The sequence below is a fragment of the Myxococcus hansupus genome (genome assembly GCF_000280925.3).
GTDB classification, from domain to species: domain Bacteria; phylum Myxococcota; class Myxococcia; order Myxococcales; family Myxococcaceae; genus Myxococcus; species Myxococcus hansupus.
Genome location: NZ_CP012109.1, coordinates 5,203,676 through 5,230,453, shown reverse-complemented (window position 1 = coordinate 5,230,453; position 26,778 = coordinate 5,203,676). Strand labels below are relative to the sequence as shown.

General features: G+C 70.4%; 20 protein-coding genes. 6 read left to right on the top strand and 14 right to left on the bottom strand.

The window, feature by feature from the left end; translation table 11 throughout:
• Positions 1 to 62 precede the first annotated feature (62 nt).
• The 6 genes from A176_RS20120 to A176_RS20095 all read right to left on the bottom strand — a co-directional run bounded on the left by A176_RS20120 (position 63) and on the right by A176_RS20095 (position 6,647).
• Positions 63 to 2,264, bottom strand: coding sequence for a peptidase domain-containing ABC transporter (locus A176_RS20120; protein ID WP_002635005.1), 2,202 nt, complete (start codon positions 2,262 to 2,264; stop codon positions 63 to 65).
• Complete coding sequence (locus A176_RS20115) at positions 2,261 to 2,485, bottom strand: hypothetical protein (protein ID WP_002635006.1); 225 nt, start codon at positions 2,483 to 2,485, stop codon at positions 2,261 to 2,263. The genes A176_RS20120 and A176_RS20115 overlap by 4 nt, the downstream gene beginning before the upstream one ends.
• Before the next feature lie 135 nt (positions 2,486 to 2,620).
• Positions 2,621 to 2,830, bottom strand: coding sequence for a mersacidin/lichenicidin family type 2 lantibiotic (locus A176_RS20110; RefSeq protein ID WP_002635008.1), 210 nt, complete (start codon positions 2,828 to 2,830; stop codon positions 2,621 to 2,623).
• A gap of 46 nt (positions 2,831 to 2,876) precedes the next feature.
• Complete coding sequence (locus A176_RS20105; RefSeq protein ID WP_002635009.1) at positions 2,877 to 3,086, bottom strand: mersacidin/lichenicidin family type 2 lantibiotic; 210 nt, start codon at positions 3,084 to 3,086, stop codon at positions 2,877 to 2,879.
• A 25-nt stretch (positions 3,087 to 3,111) separates the two neighbouring features.
• Positions 3,112 to 3,321 carry a mersacidin/lichenicidin family type 2 lantibiotic gene (locus tag A176_RS20100; RefSeq protein WP_002635010.1) on the bottom strand — a complete coding sequence of 70 codons (210 nt, stop codon included), beginning with the start codon at positions 3,319 to 3,321 and terminating at the stop codon, positions 3,112 to 3,114.
• Positions 3,318 to 6,647 carry a type 2 lanthipeptide synthetase LanM family protein gene (locus tag A176_RS20095; RefSeq protein ID WP_002635011.1) on the bottom strand — a complete coding sequence of 1,110 codons (3,330 nt, stop codon included), beginning with the start codon at positions 6,645 to 6,647 and terminating at the stop codon, positions 3,318 to 3,320. Before A176_RS20095 ends, A176_RS20100 begins: the two co-directional genes overlap by 4 nt.
• Before the next feature lie 306 nt (positions 6,648 to 6,953).
• Here A176_RS20095 and A176_RS20090 point away from each other — a divergent pair, with 306 nt between their 5' ends.
• Both A176_RS20090 and A176_RS20085 read left to right on the top strand, forming a co-directional pair.
• Positions 6,954 to 9,905, top strand: a complete 2,952-nt coding sequence (locus tag A176_RS20090) for a DEAD/DEAH box helicase (RefSeq protein WP_002635014.1) — start codon at positions 6,954 to 6,956, stop codon at positions 9,903 to 9,905.
• A 38-nt stretch (positions 9,906 to 9,943) separates the two neighbouring features.
• Complete coding sequence (locus A176_RS20085; RefSeq protein ID WP_226993936.1) at positions 9,944 to 11,704, top strand: DUF885 domain-containing protein; 1,761 nt, start codon at positions 9,944 to 9,946, stop codon at positions 11,702 to 11,704.
• 3 nt (positions 11,705 to 11,707) lie between these two features.
• Here A176_RS20085 and A176_RS20080 read toward each other — a convergent pair whose 3' ends face one another.
• Positions 11,708 to 12,973, bottom strand: coding sequence for a DmpA family aminopeptidase (locus tag A176_RS20080; protein ID WP_002635016.1), 1,266 nt, complete (start codon positions 12,971 to 12,973; stop codon positions 11,708 to 11,710).
• A gap of 91 nt (positions 12,974 to 13,064) precedes the next feature.
• Between A176_RS20080 and A176_RS40070 the strand changes: the two genes are divergently transcribed.
• The 3 genes from A176_RS40070 to A176_RS20070 all read left to right on the top strand — a co-directional run bounded on the left by A176_RS40070 (position 13,065) and on the right by A176_RS20070 (position 15,961).
• On the top strand, positions 13,065 to 13,547 hold the full coding sequence (locus A176_RS40070; protein WP_226993935.1) for a hypothetical protein: 483 nt from the start codon (positions 13,065 to 13,067) through the stop codon (positions 13,545 to 13,547).
• Positions 13,517 to 14,731 carry a hypothetical protein gene (locus A176_RS20075; RefSeq protein ID WP_226993934.1) on the top strand — a complete coding sequence of 405 codons (1,215 nt, stop codon included), beginning with the start codon at positions 13,517 to 13,519 and terminating at the stop codon, positions 14,729 to 14,731. The genes A176_RS40070 and A176_RS20075 overlap by 31 nt, the downstream gene beginning before the upstream one ends.
• A gap of 180 nt (positions 14,732 to 14,911) precedes the next feature.
• The gene (locus tag A176_RS20070; protein WP_002635018.1) at positions 14,912 to 15,961 is read left to right on the top strand and encodes a hypothetical protein; all 1,050 of its coding nucleotides are present in this window, start codon (positions 14,912 to 14,914) and stop codon (positions 15,959 to 15,961) included.
• Between the two features lie 16 nt (positions 15,962 to 15,977).
• On the opposite strand, the gene A176_RS20065 is transcribed toward A176_RS20070, so the two are convergent.
• The 6 genes from A176_RS20065 to A176_RS20040 all read right to left on the bottom strand — a co-directional run bounded on the left by A176_RS20065 (position 15,978) and on the right by A176_RS20040 (position 23,764).
• Positions 15,978 to 17,081 (bottom strand): hypothetical protein, encoded by a 1,104-nt coding sequence (locus A176_RS20065; RefSeq protein ID WP_002635019.1) that lies wholly within the window; start codon positions 17,079 to 17,081, stop codon positions 15,978 to 15,980.
• 80 nt (positions 17,082 to 17,161) lie between these two features.
• Entirely contained in the window at positions 17,162 to 18,340 is a 1,179-nt protein-coding gene (locus A176_RS20060; RefSeq protein WP_002635020.1) for a hypothetical protein, read from the bottom strand.
• On the bottom strand, positions 18,341 to 19,237 hold the full coding sequence (locus A176_RS20055) for an SMP-30/gluconolactonase/LRE family protein (protein ID WP_002635021.1): 897 nt from the start codon (positions 19,235 to 19,237) through the stop codon (positions 18,341 to 18,343).
• Between the two features lie 87 nt (positions 19,238 to 19,324).
• Positions 19,325 to 21,310, bottom strand: coding sequence for a trypsin-like serine peptidase (locus tag A176_RS20050; RefSeq protein WP_002635022.1), 1,986 nt, complete (start codon positions 21,308 to 21,310; stop codon positions 19,325 to 19,327).
• Between the two features lie 78 nt (positions 21,311 to 21,388).
• Positions 21,389 to 22,450 carry a BamA/TamA family outer membrane protein gene (locus A176_RS20045; protein WP_002635023.1) on the bottom strand — a complete coding sequence of 354 codons (1,062 nt, stop codon included), beginning with the start codon at positions 22,448 to 22,450 and terminating at the stop codon, positions 21,389 to 21,391.
• 9 nt (positions 22,451 to 22,459) lie between these two features.
• The gene (locus A176_RS20040; RefSeq protein ID WP_021781281.1) at positions 22,460 to 23,764 is read right to left on the bottom strand and encodes an alpha/beta hydrolase family protein; all 1,305 of its coding nucleotides are present in this window, start codon (positions 23,762 to 23,764) and stop codon (positions 22,460 to 22,462) included.
• A 162-nt stretch (positions 23,765 to 23,926) separates the two neighbouring features.
• Here A176_RS20040 and A176_RS20035 point away from each other — a divergent pair, with 162 nt between their 5' ends.
• Complete coding sequence (locus tag A176_RS20035) at positions 23,927 to 24,526, top strand: TetR/AcrR family transcriptional regulator (RefSeq protein WP_002635025.1); 600 nt, start codon at positions 23,927 to 23,929, stop codon at positions 24,524 to 24,526.
• A 50-nt stretch (positions 24,527 to 24,576) separates the two neighbouring features.
• Here A176_RS20035 and A176_RS20030 read toward each other — a convergent pair whose 3' ends face one another.
• Positions 24,577 to 26,685, bottom strand: coding sequence for a lamin tail domain-containing protein (locus A176_RS20030; RefSeq protein WP_002635026.1), 2,109 nt, complete (start codon positions 26,683 to 26,685; stop codon positions 24,577 to 24,579).
• Positions 26,686 to 26,778 lie beyond the last annotated feature (93 nt).

Sequence of the window (26,778 nt, the reverse complement as noted above, 5' to 3'; positions counted from 1 at the left end):
TTACGGCGGTCCGGGCGCGGGAAACAGGATATCCAGGATTCGGTGGACGTGTTGCCCGAGGCTCAGCCGGTGGCCTTGGTGCGTTCCTCGCGCTGCGCGTTCACCAGGGACGCGTAGGTGCCTTGTCGCTCCAGCAGCTCCTGGTGCCGGCCCACCTCCACCACGCGGCCCGCGTCCATGACGAGGATGGTGTCCGCGTTGCGCACGGTGCTCAGCCGGTGGGCGATGACGACCCGCGTGCACTTCAGCGAGGCCAGCGCCTGCTGCACGCGCTCCTCCGTGGTGGCGTCCAGCGCGCTGGTGGCTTCGTCCAGCAGGAGGATGGCGGGCCTTCGCACCAGGGCGCGCGCCAGGGCCAACCGCTGCCGCTGGCCGCCGGAGAGCGACAGGCCCCGGTCCGTCAGCGGCGTGTCGTACTGCATGGGCATGGCCATGATGTCGTCGTGGATGTTCGCCAACCTCGCGGCTTCCACCACGCGTGCCATGTCCAGGTCCGGGTCGCTCAGCGTGATGTTCTCCCGCAGCGACGCGTTGAAGAACGAGGCGTCCTGCAACACCACGCCCAGTTGGCCGCGCACCGCGCGCAAGTCCAGCGCCCCCAGCTCCGCGCCGTCGTAGCGGACGCGCCCGGCGGTGGGCAGGTAGAGGCCCAGGAGCAGGTGGGCCAGGGTGCTCTTGCCCGCGCCGGAGCGGCCCACGAGCGCCACCATCTGCCCGGGCTCCACGCTCACCGACACGCCTTGCACCACCCAGGCGGAGTTCGGGTTGTAGCGGAAGTGGACGTCCTCCAACGTGACGGCGCCGCGCAGCGTGGGGGCGTGGCCCTGGTGGGTGGGGTCGCGCTCGGGCGGCGTGTCCAGGACGTCGTTGATGCGCTCCAGGTAGGTGCTCAGGAACGGGAGCTGCCCGCCGGTGCCCAGCAGGTTGGACAGGGGGACGAGCAGCGCGATGGCCAGGGCGTTGATGCTCAGCATCTGTCCCAGCGTCATCGCGCCGTCCAGCACGCGCCACGCGCCCACGCACAGCAGCACCAACGGGGACACGCGGCGCAGCGTGCCGGTCAGCGCGTCCACCCATGCGGTGAGCCGGCCTCGCTCCAGCTCGACGTTGAGCAGGTCCACATAGAGGTTGGAGTAGCTGCCCACCATGCGGGACTCCACGCCGAACGCCTTCAGCGTCTGCATGCCGGACAGCATGGCCATCAGGTAGCTCTGGCTGCGCACCGCCATGTCCAGGCTGCGCGACAGTTGGCTGCGCTGCCGGGCCCGGGGCACCGCGAACACCAGCACCTGCAACAGGCCCAGGCCCAGCACCAGGAGCCCCAGCGACGCGTCCGCCACCAGGAGCAAGCCGAGGTAGACGAGCACCAACACCCCGTCGAGCGCGCTGGACAAGAGGCCCGTGGACAGCAGGTCGCGGATGGTCTGCTGCGAGCCCAGCCGCGTCACCAGGTCGCCCGCGGGCCGGAGCTGGAAGAAGGGGTAGGCCAGGCTCACCAGGTGGTCCAGCAGTCCCTGCGTCATCCGCGCGTCCAGGCGCGTGCGCAGCTCCGCCAGGAGCTGGCCGCGCACCCCCGAGGTGAGCAGCTCGAAGAGCACCACGCCGGCCAGCGCCACCGACAACACGCCCATGAACGAGTAGTCCTGCCGTGGCACCACGCGGTCCACCACCATGCCCGTGAGCAGGGGCACCGCCAGCGTGAGCACCTGGAGCACGCCGGACAGCGCGAGCACCTTGGCCAGCGTCCCGGCCTGCTGCTTCATCAGCGGCACCAGGTAGCGGTAGGCCCCGCGCCGCGAGCGCCCTGGCTGGAAGTCCTCGGACGGCTCCAGCAGCAGCGCCACGCCGGTGAAGCACTGGCTGAACTGCTCCAGGGAGACGCGGCGCCGGCCCTGGTCCGGGTCCACCACCTCCACCCAGCCGCGGCCCAGCCGTTCGAAGACGACGTAGTGGGTGAAGCGCCAGTGCAGGATGGTGGCGGGGGGCAGGAAGGGCAGCCGGTCCAGGTCCACGGAGATGGCGCGTGCGCGCAGCCCCAGCTTCTGGGCGGCGTTCTTCAAGGCCTTCGCGGTGGTGCCGTCGCGTCCAGGACCCGTCAGCTCGCGCACCTCCTCCAGGCGCAGCTCCCGGCCGTGGTAGGCCAGCACCATGGCGAGGCAGGCCGCGCCACAGTCCGTCATCGTCATCTGCCGCACTTCGGGCACGCGCCTGCGGAAGCCGAAGCGCCACCGCTTGGGCGCGGGGCGCGGGGCATCGACCGTCATGGGCGGACGCTTCCTTCCGGAGGCACGAGGGTGGGCCAGTCCAGCGCGCAGAGCGCGAGCGTCAGCGCGAACGCGAACAAGAGCGCGAAGGTCCAGCGCGACCAGCGGTGGGAGATGCGCAGCAGGTCGCCTTGCTCCTGCACGACGCGCTGGGAGTGCGCCAGGGCCTCCTTGCGGAAGACGGACGGGCGGCGCTCGTCGGGGCCTGGAGCGGCGCTCATGCGCGGGGCTCTCCTGACGGCGTGCGCGTGCGTGGCGGCATGGTGGCGGGCGGAGGCATCGGCGGGAAGGCGGGGACTGGCCACGGTGGACCAGTCCCCCGGTGCCCGTTCGGAGACGGGCCTGCCGTCACGTCATCACATGCAGACGAACGGGGGACAGGGCGTGCAGTAATAGCTGCCGAACTGCTCACAGCTATCCGCGCCGGAGATGCTCTCCAGGACGTCGTCACTCAACTCCAACGCCGCGGCGGGGTTGGCGGGCAGGGACGCTCGCTCCTCGGCGGAGAGGCTGTTGAAGTACTCGGGGTCACGCCAAGCACGGAGGATGTGTTCGTTCTGGCTCATGACTTCACCTGGAACAGTCAGGGGGAGGGGTGTCGGACCTGGGGTGTCAGTAGCACTCGATGGGCGGGCAGGGCGTGCAGTACGGGCTGCCGATGGTCTCGCAGGAGTCCGCGCCGGAGACGCTCTCCAGGAGGTCGTCGCTGAGTTCCAATTCGGCGGCGGGGTTGGCGGGGAGCGCGGCGCGCTCCTCGGCGGTGAGGTTGTTGAAGTACTGCGGGTCACGCCACGCACGGAGGATGTGTTCGTTCTGGCTCATGGCTTCTCCTTGTGGGGGCTGTGCGTCAGACGCAGTGGTACGGCGGGCAGGGCGTGCACAGGGCGCTGCACTGCTCGGGCGCGCTCCGGCCACCAGAGATGCTCTCCAGCAGGTCGTCGCCCAGCTCCAGCTCGGCGGCGGGGTTGGCGGGGAGCGCGGCGCGCTCCTCGGCCGTCAAGCTGTTGAAGTACTCGGGGTCACGCCACGCACGGAGGATGTGTTCCTTCTGGCTCATGACTTCTCCTGGACGAGGCTGGTGGAGGTACCGCCTTCCGCGGTGCCCAGCCGTTCACCGTGGAAGATTCGTGGCGCCGCGACCGCGAGCAGCGAAGGGAGCCGCTCGGGAACGGCCAGCCGCGCCAGCCCGTAGGCGATACCCGCCAGGCCGACCAGCAGGCCTGGTGTCTCCGTATTGCCCTGCAACCCGAAGAGGTGGCCGTGCTCCCGGAGGCCCTGGAGGATGCCGCCCGCGACGCGGTCCGTGCGCTCGCGCAGCGACGCGTCCCCAAGCCGGTCCGCCGCCTCCAACAGGAAGTCCACGTTCCCCAAATCGCCGTGGCACAGGCCGTGGTTGCGGCCAAAGCCCCGCGCCAGGGTGCCGTCCAGCGCGATGGCGAGCTCCTCGCGCACGGCGACATCGTCCAACCAGGGCAGTCCGAGCAGGCGCGCGAGCCCGATGCCCGGTGCTCCGGTGCACCATGCCCACATGAAGTGCTCCGCCCCATCCCCGTCCACCGACAGCTCCTTCGCGCCCGCGCGAAGGTCCGGCCAGTTGCGCTCCCGCGCGTCGTAGAGCCCGCGCTCGAACTCCATGCCCTCCCGCGCCGCGTCGCGCAGGCGGGTGTCTCCCGTGCGCGCGTACAGCCGCAGCAACGCCAGGCAGATGCCCGCGGCGCCGTGTGCCATGCCCGCGAGGTAGCGATTCCCGGCGGCCTCGCAGATCCACGCCTTGCCACGGGCTTGGGGCGTGGCCGTCTCCATCAGCCGTTGGCCACACGCGGCCGCCGCCGCCCACAGCTCCCCTGAAGGCCGGTGTTCTCCGAGCACCAGCAGCGTCAGCAGACAGCCCGCCGCGCCCGCGCCCACGTCCAGCACCCGGTCCGCTTCAATCAGCGGACGCAGGCGACGCACGTGGGAGGCGGCCTCGTCCAGCAGGGCGTCGTCGCCCCACAACACACCCAGGTGCGTCAGCGCGTAGAGGATGCCGCCCCAGCCATTGATGAGCCCCAGGCCCACCACGCTCTGTGGCTCTTCGGCCAGGATGCGCGTCTGGGTGCGCAGCGTCGAGCGCGCCAGCGCCGTGAAGCGCGCATCGCCCGTGGCCTCGCCCAGATAGCCCAGGGCGAGCGCGATGCCCGCCCGTCCCTTGAACACGTCCGCGCCCGGAGACGTCAGGCGCCAGCCGCCCTCGCCGGCGTCGAGGCTCAGCCAATGCGCCTCGCCGCCGCGCTCGAAGGCCAGCGTCATCAGCCGCTCGCCCGCGCGGTGCGCCTCGGAGAGCAGCGCCTCGCGGAGGCCCGGTGTGGCGCGCTCCTGGAAGTCGTAGGACGGCCGCTCCACGATGCGCGAGCTCAGCAGCAGCACGTCGAGCGAGCGCTCCAGCACCCAGCGTTGCCGCAGTCCATCCTCCGCGGACAGGCCCGTCAGCCGGCGCCGCACCCGCGCCATTCCCGTCTCCGCGAAGAACCCCCGCAGCCGCTGCCCCGTGCCCGACTCCAGGTCCGTCGAGTCCGTGTTCGCCGTGAAGTAGGGCAGGTCACCTCGCTCCAGCTCCTCCAACTCGAGCGGGATGAGCGCTTCCAGGTCGGGCGTCGCCAGCACGCCGCGCCACAGATGGTCGAAGAAGCGCTGTCGCTCCAGGCCATCCGACAGCGTGTGCGGATGGTAGCTCTCGTAGAGGAGCGCGCCGTACACGGCCGTGTTGCGGAAGAGGACGCGCATGGGCACGCCGGCGAAGGCCGCCAGCGGCCCGTCGTCCGCGAGCAGGGCCTCGCGGTGCGCCAGCAGCAGGCCGTACATCCGCGCGAAGCCGTCCGAAAGCGCGTCGCGGTAGGCCAGCGCCGGGGCTTGCTCGCCCTCCAGCCGCGGCACGTTGTGGGAGGCGGGCATGGCCACGGGGCGCCGTTCGAAGCGCATGCGGTCCGTGCCGCGCTCCGCGGACACGAGGACGGGCTGCGGCGTGAGCTGCCCGGCGCGCGCACCCAGTCCACTGAGGTCGATGCCGCCCTTCGTCTTCGTGCCCCAGAACTGCTGCGGGAGCAGGCCGCTGCGCATCACCGACACGGGCGGCGCCTCCGGGGCATGTTCCGCGTCACGGAGCGAGCGCGTGCCCGAGACGGGATGGAAGAGCGTCTCCACGTCCACCAACACGGGGTGCTCGCCCGCGGCGATGACGTTTTCGAAGTGCAGGTCCGTGCCATCCAGCACGTGCATCACCGCGACGTAGGCCCCCTGGCGCTCGTAGAAGCGGCGGATGCCGTCCCGCGACTCGCACGGCGCGGGGGCCACGTACTCCATCCAGCCGTGGTCACCCCGGTCCCAGGCCTCGGCGCCCTTCATCGTGGGCGTGGCGCCACGTTCGTTGAGCCAGGACAGGAGCTGCTGGAGCCCCGCCTCGGCGCCCAGCGAGCGGGGCTTGTAGACCAACTGGAATCCGGATTCGAAGCGCAGGATGAAGACGCCCCTGCCACCCCGGTGCGGGTCGGAGAGGCCGCCGCGGGCCTCCACCAGCGCGCCGGGCTCGCGTCCCGCGTTGAACCGTGGCCAGAGCTGGGGGGCGTCCCGTGTCAGCCGCTGCATCAGCTCCAGGCACGCGTGACGCCACTGGGCGATGCACCGCACCGCGCAGCGGGCCATCACCGGGTAACGCTCCAGGATGTCCAGGGCGAAGCGGGGCTGGTGCAGGCGCCGCGTGAAGTCCTGGAAGCGCGCCTCGGGCGTCTCTCCCGCCAGGTGCGCTTCCCACTGGGTGGCGTGCAGCTCCACCACCAGCGCGCGGCTCAGCACGGGGGACAGGAGCTGGGGCAGGTGGCCCATCATCGAGGAGACGACGGTGCGCGGCTCGAAGTCGAGCCCGGGCGCCGCGTGCCGCAGGGCCGTCAGCGCGGCGGTGAGCTGACCCACCGCGCGCGACACCAGGGGCTCCACCAGGGGAAGGAAGGCCGAGCGGTCCGGGCCCTCCGTGCGCTCCGGCCAGACAACCGGCACGGGGTGGGGGGCCTCGTAGGCCTGCTCCAGCTCGCGGACCCACTCCGGAATGGCCTCCGCCGTCGTCCAGGGCGCTTCGAGGGAGGGCTCCAGTTGCGAGAGCAGCGCCGCTTCCGTCAGCCCCGCGGTGCGCAGACGGCGAAGCCACCAATCCGACTGGCCAAACGGGACCTGCTGACGCCACGCATCCAATCGCTTGCGCGCCGCGGCGGAGATGTTTTGCTTTGCCGCGTCATCCGCGTCAGCGAACCCTGCTCGTTCGGAGAGTGTCGCGGCCCGTGCCCAGCGTGGGAGGCGCGACGGTGCGCCCGCTCCCGAGAGTCCCTTCGGGTCCTGCCTCGGCGTGATGTCCACACGTCCTCTCGTTTCCTGGGCAATGCCCGGTGAGCTGGCTTCGTTGGAGTATCCGGGAGACGACTGTGACACAGGTAAGTCAATTCATGTTTGCATGTCAAATGCGTGCGCCGTGTTTCGATTGAGAGGCAATGCAGGCGCGAAGGTGGGAGGGATTTCCCGGGCGCGGGGGAGGGCCGTTGTCATTGAAGTTTTCCCAGGCACACTCGGAGTGTCGCCGTGGGCTCGCTGGCCGCCTGCCGCGCGACGGTGCGCGCGGATGGTCGTTGCGCGTCGCTTCCCTGGGGCGTAGGGAAGCAGCGCCCCATGTCCGCCACTGCTCAATTGCTCGAAGCCGTCCGGAAGGAAGCGAAACCCGGAATCTGGTCCAACGGCGTGAATCTCGCCCGCTCCGGAGCCGTGGTGCTCCAGGCCCAGAAGGGGGGCGAGCTGGAGCTGAGGGTGCGCGCCAAGGGCCGCCCGGTCGCTCTCACGGTCGTCCTGTATCCGAACGACGACGCCTGGGAGTGTGATTGCCCCAGCCTCGTGGACCCCTGCGAGCATGTGGTCGCCGCGGCCATCTCCATCCAGCAGGCGGAGAAGCAGGACGCGCCCATGGAGACGGCGGCCACCCGCTGGGCTCGGGTCGTGTACCACTTCACCCGCGTGGATGGCGGGCTGGAGCTGCGCCGCTCCATCGCGCAGGTGGATGGCACGGAGACGCCGCTGGAAGGCAGCCTGGCGTCGCTGATGGCGAAGCCCGCGGAGGCCGCGAAGCTCCAGGTGGAGAACTCCGACCTGCTGGCGGACCGCATCCTGGAGCAGCGCCGCACGCGGGGCACCCTGTCCCCGGAGACGCTGGAGGCGGTGCTCAAGGTGCTGGAGTCGGCGCGCAACGTGCTGCTCGACGGGCGGCCCGTGGCGGTGTCCGACGAGCAAGTGCTGCCTCGCGCGGTGGTGGAGGACCGCAGCGGGCAGATTGTCGTGACGGTGACGAGGGACCCTCGCATCCAGGAGGTCGTGAGTCCCGGCGTCGCGCTGGCGGGGGACGCGCTGGTCCGCCTGGGCGAGACAGCCATGTCGGGCCCGTGGCTGCAGAGCCTGCCCATCGTCCGCACGTACTCGGCCGAGCACATGGGCGACCTGACGACGAAGATCATGCCCGAGCTGGGCCGCCGCCTGCCGGTCGAGGTCCGCAGCAAGCGGCTGCCGCGCCTGGACCGCGAGCTGAAGCCGCGCATCCTGCTGGAGCTGAACCAGCTCGACGCGGGCCTGTCCGTGTTGCCCACGCTCGTCTACGGCGCGCCGCCGGTGGTGCGCATCGACAGCGGGCGCATGGTGTACCTGCGCGGCGCGGTGCCCCTGCGCGACGAGGCCGCCGAGCAGCGCCTCATCCACCAGCTCCGCGACGAGCTGAACCTCGTGCCCGGGCGCCGGCTGACGGTGGCGGGTTCGGAGATGGTGCGCTGGGCGGACAAGCTGCGGCGCTGGCGCGGTGACCTCGCGGGTGACGCGGCGGGGCTGGTGAGCCCCGACGTCAAGCTGCGGCCGTCGCTCCTCGTGGAGTCCGCGCTCAACGGGCAGGGTGTCCCCGACGTGCGCTTCCAACTGGAGTTCCAGGTGGAGGGGGCGAAGGGCGAGGTCAAGGCGGTGGACGCCGCGGCCGTCATCCGCGCCTGGACGGAGGGGCTGGGCCTGGTGCCGCTGGACGGTGGCGGCTGGGCGCCGCTGCCCCGGGCGTGGCTGGACAAACACGGCCAGCGCGTCGCGGACCTGCTCAACGCGCGGCAGGCGGACGGCAAGGTCTCCAACCACGCGCTGCCGGAGCTGTCCGCGCTGTGCGAGACGCTGGAGCAGCCGCCTCCGCCGGGGCTGGACCGGTTGGCGCCGCTCATCGCCGGCTTCGAGAAGCTGCCGGCGCCCGAGCTGCCCGCCGAGCTCAACGCGACGCTGCGTCCGTATCAGCTCCAGGGCGTGAGCTGGCTGCGCTTCCTGCGCGGCGCCGGACTGGGCGGCATCCTCGCGGACGACATGGGTCTGGGTAAGACGCTCCAGACGATTTGCGCGCTGGAGCCGGGCTCGCTCGTCGTGTGCCCCACCAGCGTGCTGCCCAACTGGGCGGCGGAGCTGAAGCGCTTCCGGCCGTCGCTCAAGGTCTGCGTGTACCACGGCCCCGGCCGCGCGCTGGACCCGTCCGCCGACGTGACGCTGACGACGTACGCCATCATGCGCCTGGACGCGGCGGTGCTCGGGGCGAAGACGTGGGACGCGCTGGTGCTGGACGAGGCGCAGGCCATCAAGAATCCCGACAGCCAGGTGGCCCGCGCGGCCTTCGGCCTCAAGTCCGGCTTCCGGCTGGCGCTCAGCGGCACGCCGCTGGAGAACCGGCTGGAGGAGCTGTGGAGCCTGATGCATTTCACCAACCCGGGCCTGCTCGGGGGGCGGCGGCACTTCGAGGACAAGGTGGCGCGGCCCATCTCGGACGGCCGTCAGGACGCGGCCGAGGGGCTGCGCCGCCGCATCCGGCCCTTCGTGCTCCGGCGCCTGAAGCGGGACGTCGCGCCCGAGCTGCCGCCGCGCATCGACTCCGTCATGCACGTGCAGTTGGATGAGCGCGAGCGCTCCGTCTACGACGCGGTGATGGCGGCGACGCGGAAGGAAGTGGTCGCCCTGCTGAACGAGGGCGGCAGCGTGCTCAAGGCCCTGGAGGCGCTGCTCCGGCTGCGTCAGGCGGCCTGCCACACGGCGCTCGTGCCGGGCCAGCGGGCCAACACGTCGTCGAAGGTGGAGACGCTGGTGGACGCGCTGGAGACGGCCGTGTCCGAAGGCCACAAGGCGCTCGTCTTCTCGCAGTGGACGTCGCTGTTGGACCTCATCGAGCCACGCCTCAAGGCGGCGGGCATCGGCTTCAGCCGCCTGGACGGCTCCACGGCCAACCGTGGCGAAGTCACGCAGCGCTTCCAGTCCGAGGAGGGCGAGCCGGTGCTGCTCATGTCCCTCAAGGCCGGCGGCACGGGCCTCAACCTCACCGCGGCCGACCATGTGTTCCTGCTCGACCCGTGGTGGAACCCGGCGGCGGAGGCCCAGGCCGCCGACCGCGCCCACCGCATTGGCCAGGAGCGCACGGTGATGGTGTACCGGCTGGTGTCCCAGGGCACGGTGGAGGAGCGCATCCTCGGCCTCCAGGAAAAGAAGCGGGCCCTGTTCGAGGCCGCCCTGAGCGAGGCCGCCGCCGCGACGGCCATCACCCGCGAAGACCTGCTCGAACTCTTCTCTTGATGCGCACCCTTGTCCTTCTCGCAGTGGGGTTCCTCACCATGCTTCCCGATACCGCCGATGCCCAGAAGCGAGGCGCCGCGGCGCTCCACGCGCTCATCCAGCAGGAGTGGCAGTACCAACTGGAGCGCAGCCCGACGTACGCGTCGGTGCAGGGCGACCGGCGTTGGAACGGCCGGTGGGATGACCTGAGCCTCCCCTCCATCGAGGCGGACCACCAGCACAACCTCCAGGTGCTCGCGAAGCTGAAGACGCTGGACCGCAAGTCACTCACCGCCGCGGACCAGCTCAACCTCGACCTGTTCCGCCGCGAATACGAGCTGTGGGTCGAGGAGCACGGCTTCAAGACGTACCTGATGCCGGTGAATCACATGGGCGGCATCCCGGAGGGCATCAAGCAGCCGCCGGGTGTGCAGACGGCCTATCAGCTCGCGGACACGCTGCGCTTCCAGACGGTGAAGGACTACGAGGACTGGATTGCGCGTCTGGAGGGCTTCGGCACCTACGTGGACCAGGTGCTGGCGCTGCTGCGCGAGGGCGTGCGCCAGCAGCGCATCCATCCGCGAATCATCCTCCAGCGCATCCCGCCGCAGGTGGCGAAGCAGCTCGTGGAGGACCCCGCGGACAGTGGCTTCTTCTCCCCGTTCCGCCGCTTCCCGGCCAGCATCCCCGCCGCCGAGCAGCAGCGCCTCTCCGCGTCCGGCCGCGCCGCGGTGGCGAAGGTCGTGCTGCCCGCGCTGAAGCGCTTCCACCAGTACCTCACCGAGGAGTACGTCCCCAAGGGGACGGACAAGGTGGGCATCTGGCAGCTCCCCGACGGCGCGGAGACGTATGCGTTCCTCGCGCGCAAGTACACCACCACGGGGCTGAGCGCGGAGGAGATTCACGCGCTCGGCATGGCCGAGGTGAAGCGCATCCGCGCGGAGATGGAGGCGGTGAAGACGCGCACCGGCTTCGAGGGCACGCTTTCGGAGTTCTTCCGCTTCCTGCGCACGGACGCGCGCTTCTACGCGCGCAGCGGCGACGAGCTGCTGATGCGCTACCGGGCGCTGTCCAAGCGCATCGACCCGCTGCTGGTGCGCCTGTTCAAGACGTTGCCCCGGCAGCCGTACGGCGTGGAGCCGACGCCGGAGGCCATGGCCCCGGACGCGACGACGGGCTTCTATTACGCCGGCGCCTCGGATGGCTCCCGGCCCGGCACGTACCTGGTGAACCTGTACCGTCCGGAGACGCGGCCCCTGTGGGAGATGGTCCCGCTCACGCTGCACGAGGCCGTGCCCGGTCACCACCTCCAGACGGCCCTGGCCACCGAACAGACGGGCCTGCCCGACTTCCGCCGCTACGGCTACCACGTGGCCTACGGCGAGGGCTGGGCGCTCTACTGCGAGACGCTGGGCGACGAGCTGGGGCTGTACACCGACCCCTACGACAAGTTCGGCCACCTGGCCTATGACATGTGGCGCGCGGTGCGGCTGGTCGTGGACACCGGCCTGCACGTGAAGCGGTGGACGCGGCAGCAGGCGCTCGACTTCTTCATGGAGAACTCGCCGCGCCAGGAGCTGGACACCACCAACGAGGTGGACCGCTACATCGCGTGGCCGGGGCAGGCGCTGGCGTACAAGGTGGGGCAGCTCAAGATTCTGGAGCTGCGCACGCGCGCTGAGCAGGCGCTGGGAGAGCGCTTCGACGTGCGTGAGTTCCACGACGTCGTGCTGCTCGACGGCTCCCTCCCCTTGGACATCCTGGAAGGGCGCGTTCAGTCCTGGGTGGCGGCGCGCAAGCGCGGCGCGCGCCAGCCCTGAGGCTCACGGCGTGGGCGCGGGGGCCGTCAGGCGGCCGTACTTCTTCATCGCCTGAATGAGCCGGTCCTGGGGCAGGCCATAGACGCGGCTGCCCTCCGCGCCGTTCATCGTGTCGGAGGCCAGCATCGAGTTGAGGATGGCCTCCTGCGTGGCCTGGATGGTGGCTTCGAAGAGCGGCGTCATCCGCTCGTTGTCGAGCGTCGAGACGCTGGCCACGTCCGCGCCCGCGGGAGGCTTCAGCCGCTGCGTGGAGAAGGCCAGGAAGATGTCGCCCGACGAGTTCGCCCCCAGGCCTCCCATCTTTCCAATGCCCAGGGGCACCCGCTTCGCCAGCCGCTCCAGTTGGTGCGGCAGCAGCGGCGCGTCCGTCGCCACCACCACGATGATGGAGCCGGCGCCCTCGGGCGTGCGGGGCTGGGTGTCACCGCGTGACGTCGAGCAGGCCGGCATCTTCTCGAACATGCTGTGGCTCGGCTTCTTGGGCCCGGTGTAGCAGGGGCGCAAGTCACCAATCTCCTCACCCACGGGCACGCCCTCCACGGTGAAGAGGTGGCGCGCGCCGTAGTTGCACTGCAACAGCACGCCCACGGTGTAGCCGCCCTCCGACGCGGGCAGCTTGCGCGACGCCGTGCCAATGCCGGCCTTGAAGCTGTGGCACACCATCCCCGTGCCGCCGCCCACCGAGCCCTCCGCGACGGGACCGCTCTTGGCGGTGTCGAGCGCGCGGTGGGCGTGCGGGGCCTTCACGTGGAAGCCGTAGGTGTCATTCAGCAGGCCATCCCACGTCTCCGCGACGACGGGCAGCCCCAGCTCCCACTCCAGTCCACGCTTCATCGCCCACGAGATGACGGAGTCGCGGACGGTGCCCACGTCATTGGTGTTGGTGAGCATGACGGGCCCGGCGAGCTGGCCGGATTCGGTGAGCCAGTGGGAACCCGTCATCTCGCCATTGCCGTTGAAGGAATAGATGGCGGCGAAGACGTCCTCGGACACACCGTCCTTGCCTCGGGGCAATACGGCGGTGACGCCGGTGCGCGCCGCTCCCTTGCCTCGCGGACCCCGGGGGTCGCCGGAAATCAGCGTCGAGTGGCCCACCTCCACGCCGGACACGTCGGTGATGGCGTTGTTCGGGCCCGTGGCGCCCCCGAACGTGATGCCCAAATCTCGGGCGCGGGGCCTCGCCTGGGCGGACTGCGCATCCGCTGAAGAGGACCCCAGCGACAGACAGGACATGAGCCCCAGGAGCAAGGCGCGACGAAACGGGTTCATGGCACGGCGTCATATCGCGGCCGCGTCACGTCCCCAACCGAAGGTCCTGTCTGGCCAGGTCCGTTGTCTCCCTGCGAGTATCGCGCTGGACATGGCTGAACACGAAGACCTCGATGCGCTGTGGCGCAAGGCCCGGCCGGATGACCTCGCCTCGTTGCGGCGGTTGGATGCCGCGCTGGTCCGTTCGGGCTACCAGGTCGAGGGAAAGACGGTCCGTGAATGGATCGCCGCGTTCTCGGCGAACCGCATCCGTTGGTTCGATGGGAGCGAGGCCAACGAACGCGTGTGCGCGGCGGGGCTCGCGGCGGTTCCCGCGCTGGTGGAGACCCTGGGCCGCGCGGACCACGAGTCCTCCTGGCAGGCCTCACTCAACATGCGCGGGCAATGTGTCGCCGCGCTGGGCACCATCGAGCCGCTCCCCACCTGCGCGATTCCCGCGCTCCTCGAGGCCCTTCGGCTGCCAGGGGCGAACGTGCGGCGGATGGCGCTCGCGGTGTTGGCTCGGATGCGTCCGCGTGCGGCCCCGCGGCCCTGCGCGCCATCATGCCGTGCCTCCGGGACAAGTCGGACCTGACCATCCGGCTGTCGGCGGCGAAGGTGCTGTCGGCGATGCAGGACCCGCTGCCGGAGGAGGTCCGTGCCGTGGGGTTGTCGCTCCTGGGGCATGCCCACCGGGCTTTTCGCCATGCGGGGCTCGACATCCTCGCGCGCTTCCCTCGCGATGAAGAGGTCCTCACCGCGCTGGAGGAACAGGCCATCCTCGATGATGAGAATCGGCTCGAGGCCCTGCGCATGTTGTCGGAGGTGGCGCCGTCCCGAGCGATTCCCAGATTGATCGAGCTGGCGAGCAACGCGAGGAAGCGAAAGCAGGAGGGTTCGACTCCGGAGTCCTGGCGGGGGCCTTCCGGTGAGGCGAAGCGGAGCGAGGACGGGAAGCGAGCCCTGTTACTCATCGCCCGGTTGGGCGTTCAGGGCGAGGAGGCGTTGCCCTCGCTCGGCGCGCTCCGGGAGGTCGAGCTCCTGGCGCCCTACGCGGACCTCGTCATCGACGACATCTTCCGCGCGCTGTTGCGCCAGCGCGCTCCGCCCTTGAAGACCGACCGCTTCCAGGAGCCGCTGTGCGCCGCGCTCCTGACCGACGTGGCGTGGCCCGCCGAACGCACCGAGGACCCGACGCTGTCGCTGCGCCCGTGGCTCGAGTCATTGGCCACCTTCGGCACGGAGGTGAAGGTGCGCGTGGCGCTCGCCGCCGCGCGACACGTGCTGTGGCTGTGGGAGACCCAGCACCCGGACAACACCTACTCTCGCAGCACCGTCATCTCCATGGAGCGTTGGCTCTGCGAGCCGACGGAGGCGCACGCGGCGGAGGTGGCGAGCACGGCGAACTTCATCCCCAGTCAGTTCTGCGCGGCGGATGCGTTCTCCGCCGCCTGGTCGGTGAACTACGGCGGCCAGTGCGTCCCCCTGCCGCCTGATGCCAAGGTGATGACCCCGGACGACGATGCGGACCCCCTGTGGGCGTGCGTCCGCGCCGCGTGCAGGGCGATGAGCCGCCGGTCTGTCATCACCTGGGCGCTCGGGGCCAGCATCGTGGCGTCGGAGCCGCTCTCGCCGGAGGCTTCGGCGCGGGAGGTCCACCGCGCCATCGTGGACGAGGTGCTTCCCTGGGCTTGTGGGGCCTGGGACCCCGTGAAGGACGCTCCCCAGGCGCGCGCCGCGCTGCGCGCGAACGGCTGGCGCGTGCCCGCGGCGCCCTGAGCCCCGCGAGGCTGGCGGTCCCCGGCGGGACGGTGTCCGTGGGACCGCCGGGCCGGGAAATGTGTCCGGGGCCGCTTCTGGGGGCGCGGACGTCTCACGGTGGGCTGTCGGGCCACCAGGCCACGTGACAACCCGCGGGTGCCATGTCTGACGTCCTCCCCGTGACTCATGGGGGCGTCCATGGCGTGGAGGGCAGGGGGACGAGGGTACCGCGCGCTGCTGTGTGGGGCGTGGGTGTTGCTGGCGCAGGGGGCCCGCGCGGACGGCTGGCGCGTGGAGTACGACGCGCCCGTCCCGCTCTTCCTGTCCCGCAGCTACATCCTCGACTCGCCCAATCGCATCCGGCGCGAGGGCTCGCCCAACTCACCCGAGAAGCTCATCTTCGAGGCGCAGGTGGCGCCCAACCTCTTCCTGCCCCAGCTCCACGTGGGCGACTTCACCGAGCCCGGCGGTGAGTACTTCCTGTCGCTCATCATCACTCCGGCGGTGCAGCTCCGAATCATGGACACGCCCAGCGAGCCGGTCATCCCGCCGTCCTTCATGGCGAAGGTGACCTTTCAGGTGGCGCACCTGCGGCCCCTGTCGAAGCCGCGCGCGGAGGGCGCCGCCGCGCGTGGGTTGGCGTTGGGCCTCAATGTCATCGCCGCGCACTACTCGAATGGGGAGTCCGGGTGCTTTTACGGCAACCAGACTCGCGGCGAGTCGGGCTGTATGCCGAAGGAGGGGACGCTGCCGTTGAATGAAGTGTCGGGCAGCTTCACGACGAATCTCTTCCGCATGGAGCTGCACGCGCGGCTGGCCTTCGACGTGGAGGCGGACTTGCGCAATGCCTGGCTCGTGGGTGGGTTCGCGGCCTTCGAGCTGAACACCTCCATTGGCCCGGGACGGATTACCCGCGCGCAGCGGGTCGTCTACGGCGACGGCCATTGGGGGGCGGGCGTCATGGGACAGCGGACCTGGAGCAACCACCGCTTCCCGCTGGAGCTGTCCGTATCGCGCCCCTTTGGCGAGACGCCCACGCAGCGGGCCACGTTGATGGCGGAGCTGGGCGCGTACCCTCGTTGGGGCGCGGGCTTTGGCGTCTTCGCCCGCTATGTGCGGGGGCAGGACTACTACAACATCCTGTTCCTGGAGCGCGTGGCGCTGTGGCAGTTCGGGCTGGCCTTCGAGCTCAACCCAGGCGCGCGGCTCCGGGCGGCCGAGGAAGGACGGCCGCCCGGATTTCCCTAGGGAAGAGGGCGCGTGGCTACAGCAAGCCGCCGAGCCACGTCAGGTGCGCGTCGACGGTGTCCGCCACCGCCTGCGCCTGCTCGGACGCGCTGGGGTCGGTGTACGGATTGCCAATCTCCTTGTGCTGCCACTTCACCCACGTCTGCTTGTACCAACCCCAGTCGAGGTTCGTGCCCGTGGAGGGCGGCGTCGTGCCGTTGTACGCGGTGAACGCGCGGATGCCGGTGGCCGGGGCGACTTCCTGTCCGCCCACCACGTGGAAGATGTGGAGCCGGTGGCGGCGGGGGAACTGCGCCGTCATGTTCGTGGCCCATCCGCCATAGAAGGTGCCCCACGGCCGCACCGGGTTGTTGACCTTGCTGTCGAAGGTGCCCAGCTCGCCCTGGCTGTTGCGGCACACGCCGTCGAACGACGACACGTAGACGTTGATACCGTCGAGCGCCGTGTTCGCGCGCAGCGCCTGTGCCACCCGCATCATCAAGCAGCCGCCTCGCGAGCTTCCCGCCAGGTAGATGGCGCGCGTCTCCGGACGCACCTGGGCCTGGAGCCAGCCGGCGAACCCGTTGACGAGCCGCTGCTTCGTATCGCTGTCGAACAGGTGGTCGAAGTTGGCGTCGTTGATGACGGACAGGTACGTCCTGCCGCTGGGGAACAGGCCCAGGGCGCTCAGCTTCATCGCCAGGGAGCGGCCATCCAGGGTGACGTTGGGACAGGAGACGCTGTTACACGAGGCATCCCAGTTGGAGGCCTGCCCCGTGACGCCGCTGGAGTGCCCGCTGCTCGAAATCTTCTGGCCGGCGGCCATGACGACCAGGGCCTCGCGCACGGCGGGGGCATCCACCTCCGCGATGCGCACGTTGTGGAGCGCGAGGTCCGGCGCTCCCGCCGCGCGGAAGTGCTCGAAGCCCGGGGCGGCCTGAAACGTCACGCCATTCAGGGAGACGACACGGCGGGACACCACCGTCCGGCTGCTGCCACTGGGCCAGGCCAGGGATTGGGCCTGGGCTTCCAGCGCATCCGGTTCCGGGGCGCCACCGCAGCCCACGACGGCCCCTCCAACCAGCAGGGCCAGGTTCATCCTCGAGACGACACGACGGGTGAGACGGGAAAGACGAGTCATGGAGTGTCCCGGGGGCGAGCGCAGGTGTGGCACTCCGCACGGGGCCACGCCCCCTCGGGGCCCCGGGCGGAGTCAAAGGCTCATGGGACGCTCACGGTGGCACGCGCCAGCGCGAGCCAGGAGTTGCGGCGGCCCGGGTCCTCCAGGGGCGCGGTGTCGTAGCGTTGGACGTACCCCGCGGCCCCGAGGCCGAAGAAGGACGTCATCCACCAGCGGACCGCGACGGCGCCGCCCGTCGTTCCGCCTGGCTGGACGTCGGGGGCGCCTCGGCCCAGCCACAGCCGCTCCACGCGCGCGGCGACCTCGATGGCGCCCAGGGGCACCTTGCCCGCGTTGAAGGCCTCCATTCCGTTGGGGTCATTCGGCGCGATGGGCCAGCGCGCGCCGTCGCCGCGCGGACGCCCCGTCACCACCCAGGTCACCTCCAGCGAGGCGCCCTGGCTCTCCATCTGCGGCAGACCTTCGCGCGGGGTGTTGGGATTGCCGTCGGTGTCCCGCGAGCGGCGCTCCCAGGCCGCGGCGCCCTCCGCGAGCACGCGCACCGGGCCCACGTCGAGCCGCGCGTGGGCCTCCACCACGGAGCGGGGGCCCGACACGGGCGGCGGCCGGTAGAAGACGAAGTTCTGGGGACCGATGCCGCCAATGCCGGCCCGGTCATACGCGTTCTCCACGTGGACGCCCGCGCCCGCGCGGAAGCCCCAGAACGCGTCCACGTTGCCCCGGGCCCGGCCCCACCGGCCGTCCACCCGGGCGTCCAGCGCGGGCAGGCTGTTGTCGTTGCCCAGCGGGCTGCGGGAGCCGTTGCCCACGCGCACCCAGGCCTCCACGGGCAGCGTCTTGGGCGCCCACCACGCCTCGAGCCCCAGGTCCCGGCGCGGCCAGAACGTCGCCGCGAGCAGGGACAGTTCGGGGATGGTGCGGGCTTCCAGGTTCTCATCCCGCGCGCTGATGAACAGCGGCGTCTTGGACATGCCCATGGACAGGCGCAACGACTCGCCCAGGGTGGCGGCCACGAAGGCGTCGATGAGGGCCGGCTTCTCCTGGGCCCACTCCGCCACGCCGGACGCCATCAGCCACGGGGCGGGGTAGGCCCGCGCGCCCACGCGGAGCCGGCCCAGGGTGACACCGTCGAAGCCTTCCACCTCGGAGACGTGTTGCCGCCAGTCGATTTCACCCACCAGGACGGGCTGGAGCCAGTCCGGTGCCGCCAGCGCGGGCGCGCTCGCCAGCGTGGCCACCGCGAGGAGGAACGGGCGCATTCAGTTGACCGGGACGATTTGAAGGAAGTGCGTCGTGCCGTTGGACTCGTCCCCGTCGTGGTCGGCGATGAAGAGGCGGCGGTTGGCCGCGTCGTACGCGATGCCACGCACGTGCTGGAAGCCGCTGGCGAGCACGCTCTGGGCGCCCGAGACGGGGTTGATGCCCACCACCGTGCCCTGGCGCGTGCCCGTGAGCAGCAGGCCGTTGGGCCCCAGCGACAGCAGGTCCGGCTCGGTGATGGTGGCGATGGTGGTCAGCTCCGCCGGACGGGCCAGCGGCGAGCGGTACACCTTTCCGGCAATCTGGTCCGCGATGAAGAGCGAGTCACCCACGGCCAGCACGCCCACGGGCTTCTGCAGCGCGCCCACCACCTCCTGCTCCGTGCCGTCCAGGCTGAGCAGGGCGACGGAGCCCACGTTCACGTTGCTGTTGCGCACGAAGTACGAGTTGTAGAGGCGCCCGTCCTCCGTCACCGTCAGACCGATGCGGCGGCGGTTGGTGGGCAGCCCGGGCACCGTGCCGGTGGTGCCGTCCGGGCGCGCGTAGAGCACCGCGCCCGCGGTGCCGAAGCCGAAGCGCACCGTCACCAGCGTGCCGTCGGGCATGCGCACCACCTCGCCCAGGTTGGTGCTGTTGGGCGGCGCGTCCGGCATCTCCACGGCCAGCGACACACCTTCGCCGTCCCGGTACTTGAGGATGCGGTGGTTCTGGTCGTCGCCGATGTAGAGCGTTTCATTCTCCGCGTCCCAGAACATGCCGTTCGGGTCGCCATCCAGCGGGATGGCCCTGGGGCCACGGTCCACGCTGGGGGGCTCCGTACCGGGGCCGTCAGAGGGAGAATCGGAGCAGCCCACGAGCGTGAGCAGGGCGACCAGGGGGAGCAGGAATTGGCGCATGCGGCGGCTTCTAGCATGGCCCGCGAAACGCCGCAGCCGCCCCCTCCGTGTGCGCGGAAGGGGCGGCCGTGCTTCAAGGCATCCGTGTCAGTGCGTGGTGTACGCCACCGAGCCACTGCACGCGTCGGCGCCGTAGCAGCCCGCGCGGAGCTGGTAGACGCCGTCGGCGGGCACGACGTAGGTGATGCGCGACGCCACGCCGCACGCGTCGTCGTTGAAGGTCACCTGGGTGCCCGCCGCGTTCATCAGACGCAGGAGGCTGTCGTCGGGTGTGTAGGCGTTGGCCATGCCGCAGGTGCCCACCGTCAGCGTCTGTCCCGCGGCCAGCGCGAGGTCCTGGTTGACGGTGTTCACGGTCGCGCCCGCGGTGCGCTCCGTCTCGTACACGAAGGTGTTCGTGCCGCCATGGGTGCTCCAGGCGAGGTTTCCGCTGCACGAACCGGTGGAGTAGCAGCCGGCGCGAACCTCCCAGACGCCGCCCTTGCCGGCGGGCACGGTGTACTGGATTTGCGACCCGGTGCCACCGCAGGCGTCGTCGTTGAACGCCATCTCCTGGCCCTGGGGGTCGAACAGCCGGATGAAGGTATCGCCCACCTTGGTGGCCCCGGGCTGGCCGCAGGTGCCCACGTGCAGGCGCTGTCCCTCCGTCAGGGTGACGCGGTGGTTGGAGGTGTTCACCGTCGCGGATTGCGTGTTCGCGACGCTGAAGCTGGCCGCCCCCACGCTCCAGGTGACGGTGGCGCGGCAGGCCTTGTCGTCGTAGCAGCCCGCGCGCAGCGTGTAGTCACCCGAGGCACCGGTCGGCACCTGATAGCGGATGAAGGAGCAGCGGTTGCCGAGGCCGAGCGTGTCGTCGTTCACGGCCACCTGGGTGTTGGCTGCATTGTAGAGCCGCAGCACGGTGTCGCCGCTGGCGAAGCTGCCGGGCGTCCCGCACGTGCCGATGAGCGCCGTCTGTCCCGCCACGAGGGACAGCGTCGCCTGGGCCGTATTCGTCAGGGCGCTCTGGGTGTTGGCGCGGCTGTAGGTCAGCGCGTTGGCCAGCGTCGTTTCACCGCACAGCCGGCGGGAGGTGGACACGCCGCAGAACTCGTCGATGGCGGGCCGGGCATAGCTGTACTGCTCGGCGACTGGCACGTTGGGGCAGCCCGTGTTGGGGCAGAGGTTGACGACGTTGCATGCGCCGTTGGTGGTGTAGTCCGCGAGGCCATCAGTGAACATGCCGACGACCGTATTCGTATCGGGCTCGTAGGCGGCGGAGCCAATCTGGCCCCAGAAGGTGTTCGTGTGGGCCATGAAGGAGTCCAGCGTGAGCGGGTTGCCGTTCCGGATGGTCCCGTTCGTGTCGAGCTTGAAGGGCGTCCCTTCACTGGTGCCCACGATGGAGATGGGCGCGTTGCTGTCCAACGCGGCGCTCGCCGGGAGCACGGGCGCGGGCGTGAAGCGGGGCGTGGCGGAGCGGTCCAGCCGGATGATGGCGTAGTTGTAGGCGAGGCCGTTCCAATAGCCGTACTTCGCCACCTCGACCTTGGCGCACTGGAAGACGTCCTGGGCCGTCACCCGCTGATACGAGATGGGGGAGTCGCGGTAGTAGTTGAAGACGAAGCGCAGGTTCTCGCAGTCGCCGCCGAGCACGACGCACGTCCCCGACGTGAGCACGAGGTCATCGTCGATGAGCGTGCCCGTGCAGTCCGAGGCCGCCGGGTCATTGAGGAAACGCTCGGTGTCGCAGAGGTTGGCTTCGTTCTTCAACGTTCCGCCGTTGAACGAGACGTTGTTGGGATCCGACGCGTTGATGTCCCCGGGCCGCATGATGGCCACCGTGGACTGATGCGCGCGCGCCCGGAGGTGCGCGTCCGGATGGCGATACACGTCTTCGCGTGAGTCATGGCCATAGATGAGCGCGTCCTGGCGCCTGCCACGCGAGCCATCCTTGTCCTTGTCCGTGGACATCAGGACCTCCTCTTCGCCGTCGAGGTAGGACTCCTCGGGGCCGCAGCCCGTCGTGAGGACAAGACTTCCCATCAGCGCGCCGACGAAGCGGGCGCGCGTATCCGTACGCAGCCAATGCATGTGGTGTCACTCCCAGATGGGGTGTATTGATGAACGACGAGACATGGCTGGGACGACGAGCGCGTCGAGCGCTCCCGCTTAGAAGGCTTCGCCTACGTTCAGGTAGAAGCTCGGCTCGTTGCCGTAGGCCACATCTAGGCGGATATTTACAGGCACGTCTGACATTGGCGCGAAGCGCAAACCCACGCCGGCCGCGGGTTTGACGTCATTGATATGCAGGTCTCGTGGGTCATGGGCGACCGTGGCGGCGGAGACGAAGGCCACACCTCCCAGGCGCCAGAAGAGGGGCGCGCGGTACTCCACCTGGGCGCCCAGGTGCTGGCGCTCGCGGTAGCGGCCCTCCAGGTAGCCCCGGCTCAGCTCCATGCCGCCCAGGCGGCCCATGTCATAGAAGGGTGGCTCTCCGTCGCGCAGCTCGACGAGCCCCTGCATCGCGAGCACGTGCCGCTGTCCCCAGGGGAGCGAGACGTAGCGCCGGACATCCAGCCGGAGCACCCCGAACACGTAGTCCGAGCCCCAGGCGCCCTGGGCGCTGCGCAGGTTGAGCCGCGCCAGCACGCCCGTCACCGGATTGAGCGTGTTGTCGCGCGAGTCATAGAGCGCCGCGAATCCGAACTGGAGCGTCGTGCCGCCCGCGGCCCCCCGGGTCCGCTGGACGGCCCCGTCCTGGGCGACCTGGGTGAAGCGCGCGTGCTGATACCGCACGGTGGGGCCCACGTAGAGCCGGGGCGCGATGCGCCACTTCGGGCTCAACTCCAACTCAACATAGATGGGGGTGTAGTCCTCCTCGTCTTCTGCTCGGGTGTTCGCGCCCAGGCCGAAGAAGCGGTCCGGGAAGCGCGCCGCGCTGGCGGTGGCCGTCAGGTTGAGGCGGTCCTCCAGCAGATTCACATCCGGCTGGAGGAGGAGGGTGAACTGGCCGCGCGTGCTCGCGGCGGCGGCCAGCATCACCTGCGACTCCCGGCCGCCTCGCGACGCGGGTGGCTGGTAGACGAGGGATGCCGCGCCGCCCAGCAGGAAGCTCGTCTCGGGTTGGTACGCGGGCAGGAGGAAGGGGACGACGCTGAACCGCCCCTCCGGCGCCTCCTCGGGCGCGGTGGCGAGGAGGGCTCCGAGAATCGCCGTGAGCAGCGGTGTCATGGCGGGGCCTCAGACGTTCTCGTCCAGCCAGTCGAACAGCCGCGCCTCGGCGAGCGCCGTGGACGCCGCCTGACAATGCAGCGGCGCGGCCTCTCCGTGCGTGAACATCATCAGATGTTTGGGTCCGCGAAGCGCGTCGTAGAGCTTCTGGGATTGGCCGGGGGAGGCGTCCTCGGCCTCACCCTCCATGATGAGCACCGGGCAGCGGATGCGGTCGACGATGGCCTCGTTGGTGAATTCCTCCAGCTTGCGAAAGAGCTCGGAGGGGCTCTTGGCTCCGTGTTTCCAATACACGTCACGCAACCAGTACCGGGCCGTGGGCCAACGGTCCGCGAGCGCGGTGATGGCCTGGTCGAACTTCTCCGGATGCGACTTGAGCAGCGCGAGTGAGCCCGGGAGGAAGCGATGGAAGTGCGAGCTGATGGACTCCCACCAACTGAGCACTCCTGGATTCGCGATGACCAGGGCGATGCGAGGCTCGAAGGCCGCCGCGCGGGGTGCCAGGGCGCCGCCGAACGACAGGCCCATGAGCAGGATGCGGCGAGGGTCCACGCCGTGGATGCGCTCCGCCGCGTCCACCACGGGCGAGACGGCCTTCTCCCAGTCCGGACGGAAGCTCAGTCGGTGTTCCCGCAGCGAGCGCCCCTGGCCGGGCCCGTGGAACATGAGCACGTGGTAGCCGCGCCGGACCGCTCCGTCCCAGACCCACTTCGTCTCCTCCGGCCAGGCGTGCAGCCCCTGGTGGAGGAGGATGACGGGCGCGCTCGGCTTCGCATGAGGGGAGCGCACGAAGTACGCGGCCAGCGTCACGCCCTCGTAGGGGATGGCGAGCGGCTGCACGTCGTAGCCGAGCAGCCCATGGGACTTCTCGAAGGTGGTGGCCGCGCGGCGGGTCACCTCGAGCGTCCGCGGGTCCTCCAGGTCGGTGTAGTGCATCGTCGCGGCGCGGTAGTAGTTGGCCGCGCGCGCATAGGCCTGACCGGCGCTTAGCAGGTGGCCCTTGGCCTCCGCGGCCTGGGCCTGCTCCTGGACCCGCTGCGCCGTCTTCGTCCAGGCCTCGAACCAGCTCGTCTCGTCACCGGGTTGGATGCGGCTGGCCGTCTCCAGCACGTCGCCCACGTCGCTCTGCCCATGGGTGGCATGCCCCAGGAACCACAGGACCTGGTTGTCCATGAGGCCGTCGCCCGTCAGCCGCAGGTCGTACCAGGCGCCGCCGCGCGGGTTGAGGCCCTGCACATCCTGGGACACCGGCGCCAACGCGTGACGCAGGCCCATGGCCGCCGCCGCGCCTCCGGCAAAGAGCCCGGCGCCCATCAGCACGCTTCGTCGGGACGGCCGTCCTGCGGTAGTTTCGCCTCCGGGCTTGACCATAGGATTCAATCTCCAGGGTTAATCGGATGATTGAATCGATAGATTGAATTCCGCACGACTGTCAAGCGCGTGCGAGGACTCACGCCGTTTCAGGGGTTTGCAGGGATGAGTACCAAGGAGCAGGAGGCCCGGGAGCGCATCCTCCGGGCGACCATCGTGTGCATTGGCCGGGATGGACTGGATGCGACGGGCATCCGGGAGATTGCCCGCGAGGCGCAGGTGAACAGCGCGGCCATCAGCTACTACTTCCGGAGCAAGGAGAAGCTGGTGTCGCTGGCGTTGGAGCAGACGCTGGACCAGGCCTTCGGGAACGTCCTCGAGGACTTCGACCGGCTCCGGCTGGAGGGGCTCGGCATCCGGGAGGCCTTCGAGGCGCTGCTCGAGGACCTCCTGAGCAACAGCCTGCGCTACCCGTACATCGCCCACGCGCACTTCCACGATGCGTTGGCCCATCAGCGCTACGACGGCACGGCCATCCAGCGGCTCAACGGCTTCCTCGCGGAGTTCGCGGGACGCTTGGCCCCGGCCGTGCCGCACCTGCCGGAGAACCGGCTGCGGATGGCGCTGACCCAGGTGTGGTCCTCGCTCAGCCTGCTGTCGATGATGCCCCGGCTGTTCGACCAGTTCATCCTGCTGGACTTCGGCACGCTCGACACGCGGCGTGCCTGGGTCCAGCAGTCCTCACGGCTCCTCTTCGTGCCGTGAGCCGGGTGCGCCACGGACCTTCGCGGTCACGCGGCGCGCCCGGGGGCCGCTCAGAAGGCGGTGCCGTCCGCGCGCAGGCCCGGGGAGCTCGCCAGGCCCGCCGGTAGCGCGTCGTGCGGCACGAAGCTGGCGTCCGGCGTCGCATCGGGCGAGCGGTTCGCGGAGACGCCCGGCACGGCGGACGTGTAGTCGAACTGGTCCACCAGCGTGCTGTCCTGGCGTCGCAGCCGCACGGAGTCGCTGCTGTTGCCCAGGCCCAGCAGCCCGCCCGACGCGGCCAGCGCGTTCGCCTGTCCCGAGGGCACCGCGGCGGCGCCGCCGAACACGACCACGGCCTGCCCGCCGCCCAACTGCGTGCCCGCCGCGAAGACGTGGCGCGCGGCGCCGTTGGTGGCGTCCCACAGCGTCCAGCCGGAGAGGTCCACGGGGAAGGGGCTCGCGTTGACCAGCTCGACGAACTCGTGGGCCGCCGTCTGGGTTCCCTCGTGGGCGAGCACCTCGTTGATGAACACGCGCGCGGGCCCACCGACGATGCTCAGCGCCTCGCGGCTCGTGTCCACGTTCGCGGGGTTGAAGGCATCCACCACGCGCACGAGGACCTGCGCGGCGTTCTCGTCCGGGACGTTCCAGGCGAAGCGGCCTTGCGCCGCGGGGACCGCGCTGGCCACCGTGCTCCAGTCGGTGCCCCCGTTGGTGGAGACCTCGACGCGCACCTGGCCCACGCCCCAGGAGGTCCAGGTGATGGGCAGCGTGCTGCCGCCCTGGTACGTGCCGCCGTGGGGCGCCTTCAGGCGCACGAAGGGGCCCGTCTGGGCGCTGAAGGTGTAGCGGCTGATGACGGGGCGGTGGTCGCTCACGACGTTGAGGAAGTCGGGGAACCACTCGTCCGCGTAGAGGATGCTCGCGGAGTCGGGGATGTACCGGTCCGCGGCCTCGTTGCTGGCCAGCGTGTGGTCGACGATGTTCTCGAAGCCGATGGTGGTGGCGCCGCCCGCCAGGGACAGCTCGCGGGTGATGAAGGTGTAGCGCGCGCTGTCGGAGACGAAGTGCTGGTAGGGCGTGGCCAGCGGCGCCTGGGTGGTGGGGTCGAGCGAGATGGACTCGTCCACGTCGTCATTCCAATCCCCGATGACGAACACGTGCTGCGTGGGCAGCGTGTCGTCCAGGTACGTCTTCAGCGCCGCGGCGGCGCGCTCCCGGGCCTCACGGGGGCCCGTGGGGTCGGAGCTGTTGGCGCGCATGTGGACGACGATGACGGTGAGCTGCGTCTCCTCACCGGCGATCTCCGTGGTGAAGTCCACGCGCAGGGGCGGGCGGTCCGAGAAGTCGCTGCTGTTGCCCACCCGGACCAGGCTCGCGCTCTGGAAGGTGAGGGAGCTGTCATAGAGCACGCCCACCTTCTGGCTGCTGGTGCCATAAGGAGAGGTGCCGCCGGAGACGAAGGCGGCGTTGTTGGCGAGGAAGCCGTCGAAGCCCGGAAGCTGGGCCTTGAGCAGGTCGAAGTCGGAGGTGTCCACCATCTCCACCACGGCCCAGAGGTTGGCGCCCAGCTCGCGCATGATGTCGCGCGCGCCGGCAATCTGGAGGTCATCCGACGTGCCACCATCCGACGAGGAGTTCACCGGACCGCGCGAGTCGGAGCCGAAGTAGGTGAGGTTCCACTGGCCCACCGTGAACACGGGGGCGCCGGCCGCCGCGACGGAGAGCGTCAGCTCCCGCGAGGCCGTCTGTCCATCCGCGTCCTCCACCGTGACGGACAGAGTGCTTTCCGCCGCCTGCGCGGGAGTGCCCGACAGGGTGCCCGTGGACGACAGGGAAAGGCCCGTGGCGACGAAGTCCTCCGCGAGGCGCCAGCTCAGCGGGGCACGGCCGCCGGCGGCGCTCAGCGTGACGGAGTACCACTGGCCGACGGTGCCTCCGGTCAGCGCCTCGGTGGTGATGCTGGGCGGGGTGGTCTCCTGCCCGGCGTCCGCGCCCGCATCCGGTTCCGTGCCTGCGTCCGGTTCCGTGCCCGCGTCTGAATCCGTCCCTGAATCCGGGTCGCTCCCGGCGTCGGTGATGACGCCGCTGTCCACGGGCGTCGGCGTGGAGTCGTCCCCGGGGCAGGCGGTCAACAGGAGCAGGACGAGAAGGGGCGCGAGCAGGCGGGGGGACACCATGAACGACTCCAAAGGCAGTGGACGAGTCACGAGGAACGGCGACGGTAGCCGATGAGCAGGACATGCGCCGTCTACCACGGCCCCGCGCCGCCG

What these genes read in the sequence shown, in the direction of transcription:
- A176_RS20120 (WP_002635005.1), bottom strand. Translation starts at nt 2,264, where the DNA reads ATGACGGTCGATGCCCCGCGCCCCGCGCCCAAGCGGTGGCGCTTCGGC.
- A176_RS20115 (WP_002635006.1), bottom strand. Translation starts at nt 2,485, where the DNA reads ATGAGCGCCGCTCCAGGCCCCGACGAGCGCCGCCCGTCCGTCTTCCGC.
- A176_RS20110 (WP_002635008.1), bottom strand. Translation starts at nt 2,830, where the DNA reads ATGAGCCAGAACGAACACATCCTCCGTGCTTGGCGTGACCCCGAGTAC.
- A176_RS20105 (WP_002635009.1), bottom strand. Translation starts at nt 3,086, where the DNA reads ATGAGCCAGAACGAACACATCCTCCGTGCGTGGCGTGACCCGCAGTAC.
- A176_RS20100 (WP_002635010.1), bottom strand. Translation starts at nt 3,321, where the DNA reads ATGAGCCAGAAGGAACACATCCTCCGTGCGTGGCGTGACCCCGAGTAC.
- A176_RS20090 (WP_002635014.1), top strand. Translation starts at nt 6,954, where the DNA reads ATGTCCGCCACTGCTCAATTGCTCGAAGCCGTCCGGAAGGAAGCGAAA.
- A176_RS20085 (WP_226993936.1), top strand. Translation starts at nt 9,944, where the DNA reads ATGCTTCCCGATACCGCCGATGCCCAGAAGCGAGGCGCCGCGGCGCTC.
- A176_RS20080 (WP_002635016.1), bottom strand. Translation starts at nt 12,973, where the DNA reads ATGAACCCGTTTCGTCGCGCCTTGCTCCTGGGGCTCATGTCCTGTCTG.
- A176_RS40070 (WP_226993935.1), top strand. Translation starts at nt 13,065, where the DNA reads ATGGCTGAACACGAAGACCTCGATGCGCTGTGGCGCAAGGCCCGGCCG.
- A176_RS20075 (WP_226993934.1), top strand. Translation starts at nt 13,517, where the DNA reads ATGCCGTGCCTCCGGGACAAGTCGGACCTGACCATCCGGCTGTCGGCG.
- A176_RS20070 (WP_002635018.1), top strand. Translation starts at nt 14,912, where the DNA reads ATGGCGTGGAGGGCAGGGGGACGAGGGTACCGCGCGCTGCTGTGTGGG.
- A176_RS20065 (WP_002635019.1), bottom strand. Translation starts at nt 17,081, where the DNA reads ATGACTCGTCTTTCCCGTCTCACCCGTCGTGTCGTCTCGAGGATGAAC.
- A176_RS20060 (WP_002635020.1), bottom strand. Translation starts at nt 18,340, where the DNA reads ATGCGCCCGTTCCTCCTCGCGGTGGCCACGCTGGCGAGCGCGCCCGCG.
- A176_RS20055 (WP_002635021.1), bottom strand. Translation starts at nt 19,237, where the DNA reads ATGCGCCAATTCCTGCTCCCCCTGGTCGCCCTGCTCACGCTCGTGGGC.
- A176_RS20050 (WP_002635022.1), bottom strand. Translation starts at nt 21,310, where the DNA reads ATGCATTGGCTGCGTACGGATACGCGCGCCCGCTTCGTCGGCGCGCTG.
- A176_RS20045 (WP_002635023.1), bottom strand. Translation starts at nt 22,450, where the DNA reads ATGACACCGCTGCTCACGGCGATTCTCGGAGCCCTCCTCGCCACCGCG.
- A176_RS20040 (WP_021781281.1), bottom strand. Translation starts at nt 23,764, where the DNA reads ATGGGCGCCGGGCTCTTTGCCGGAGGCGCGGCGGCGGCCATGGGCCTG.
- A176_RS20035 (WP_002635025.1), top strand. Translation starts at nt 23,927, where the DNA reads ATGAGTACCAAGGAGCAGGAGGCCCGGGAGCGCATCCTCCGGGCGACC.
- A176_RS20030 (WP_002635026.1), bottom strand. Translation starts at nt 26,685, where the DNA reads ATGGTGTCCCCCCGCCTGCTCGCGCCCCTTCTCGTCCTGCTCCTGTTG.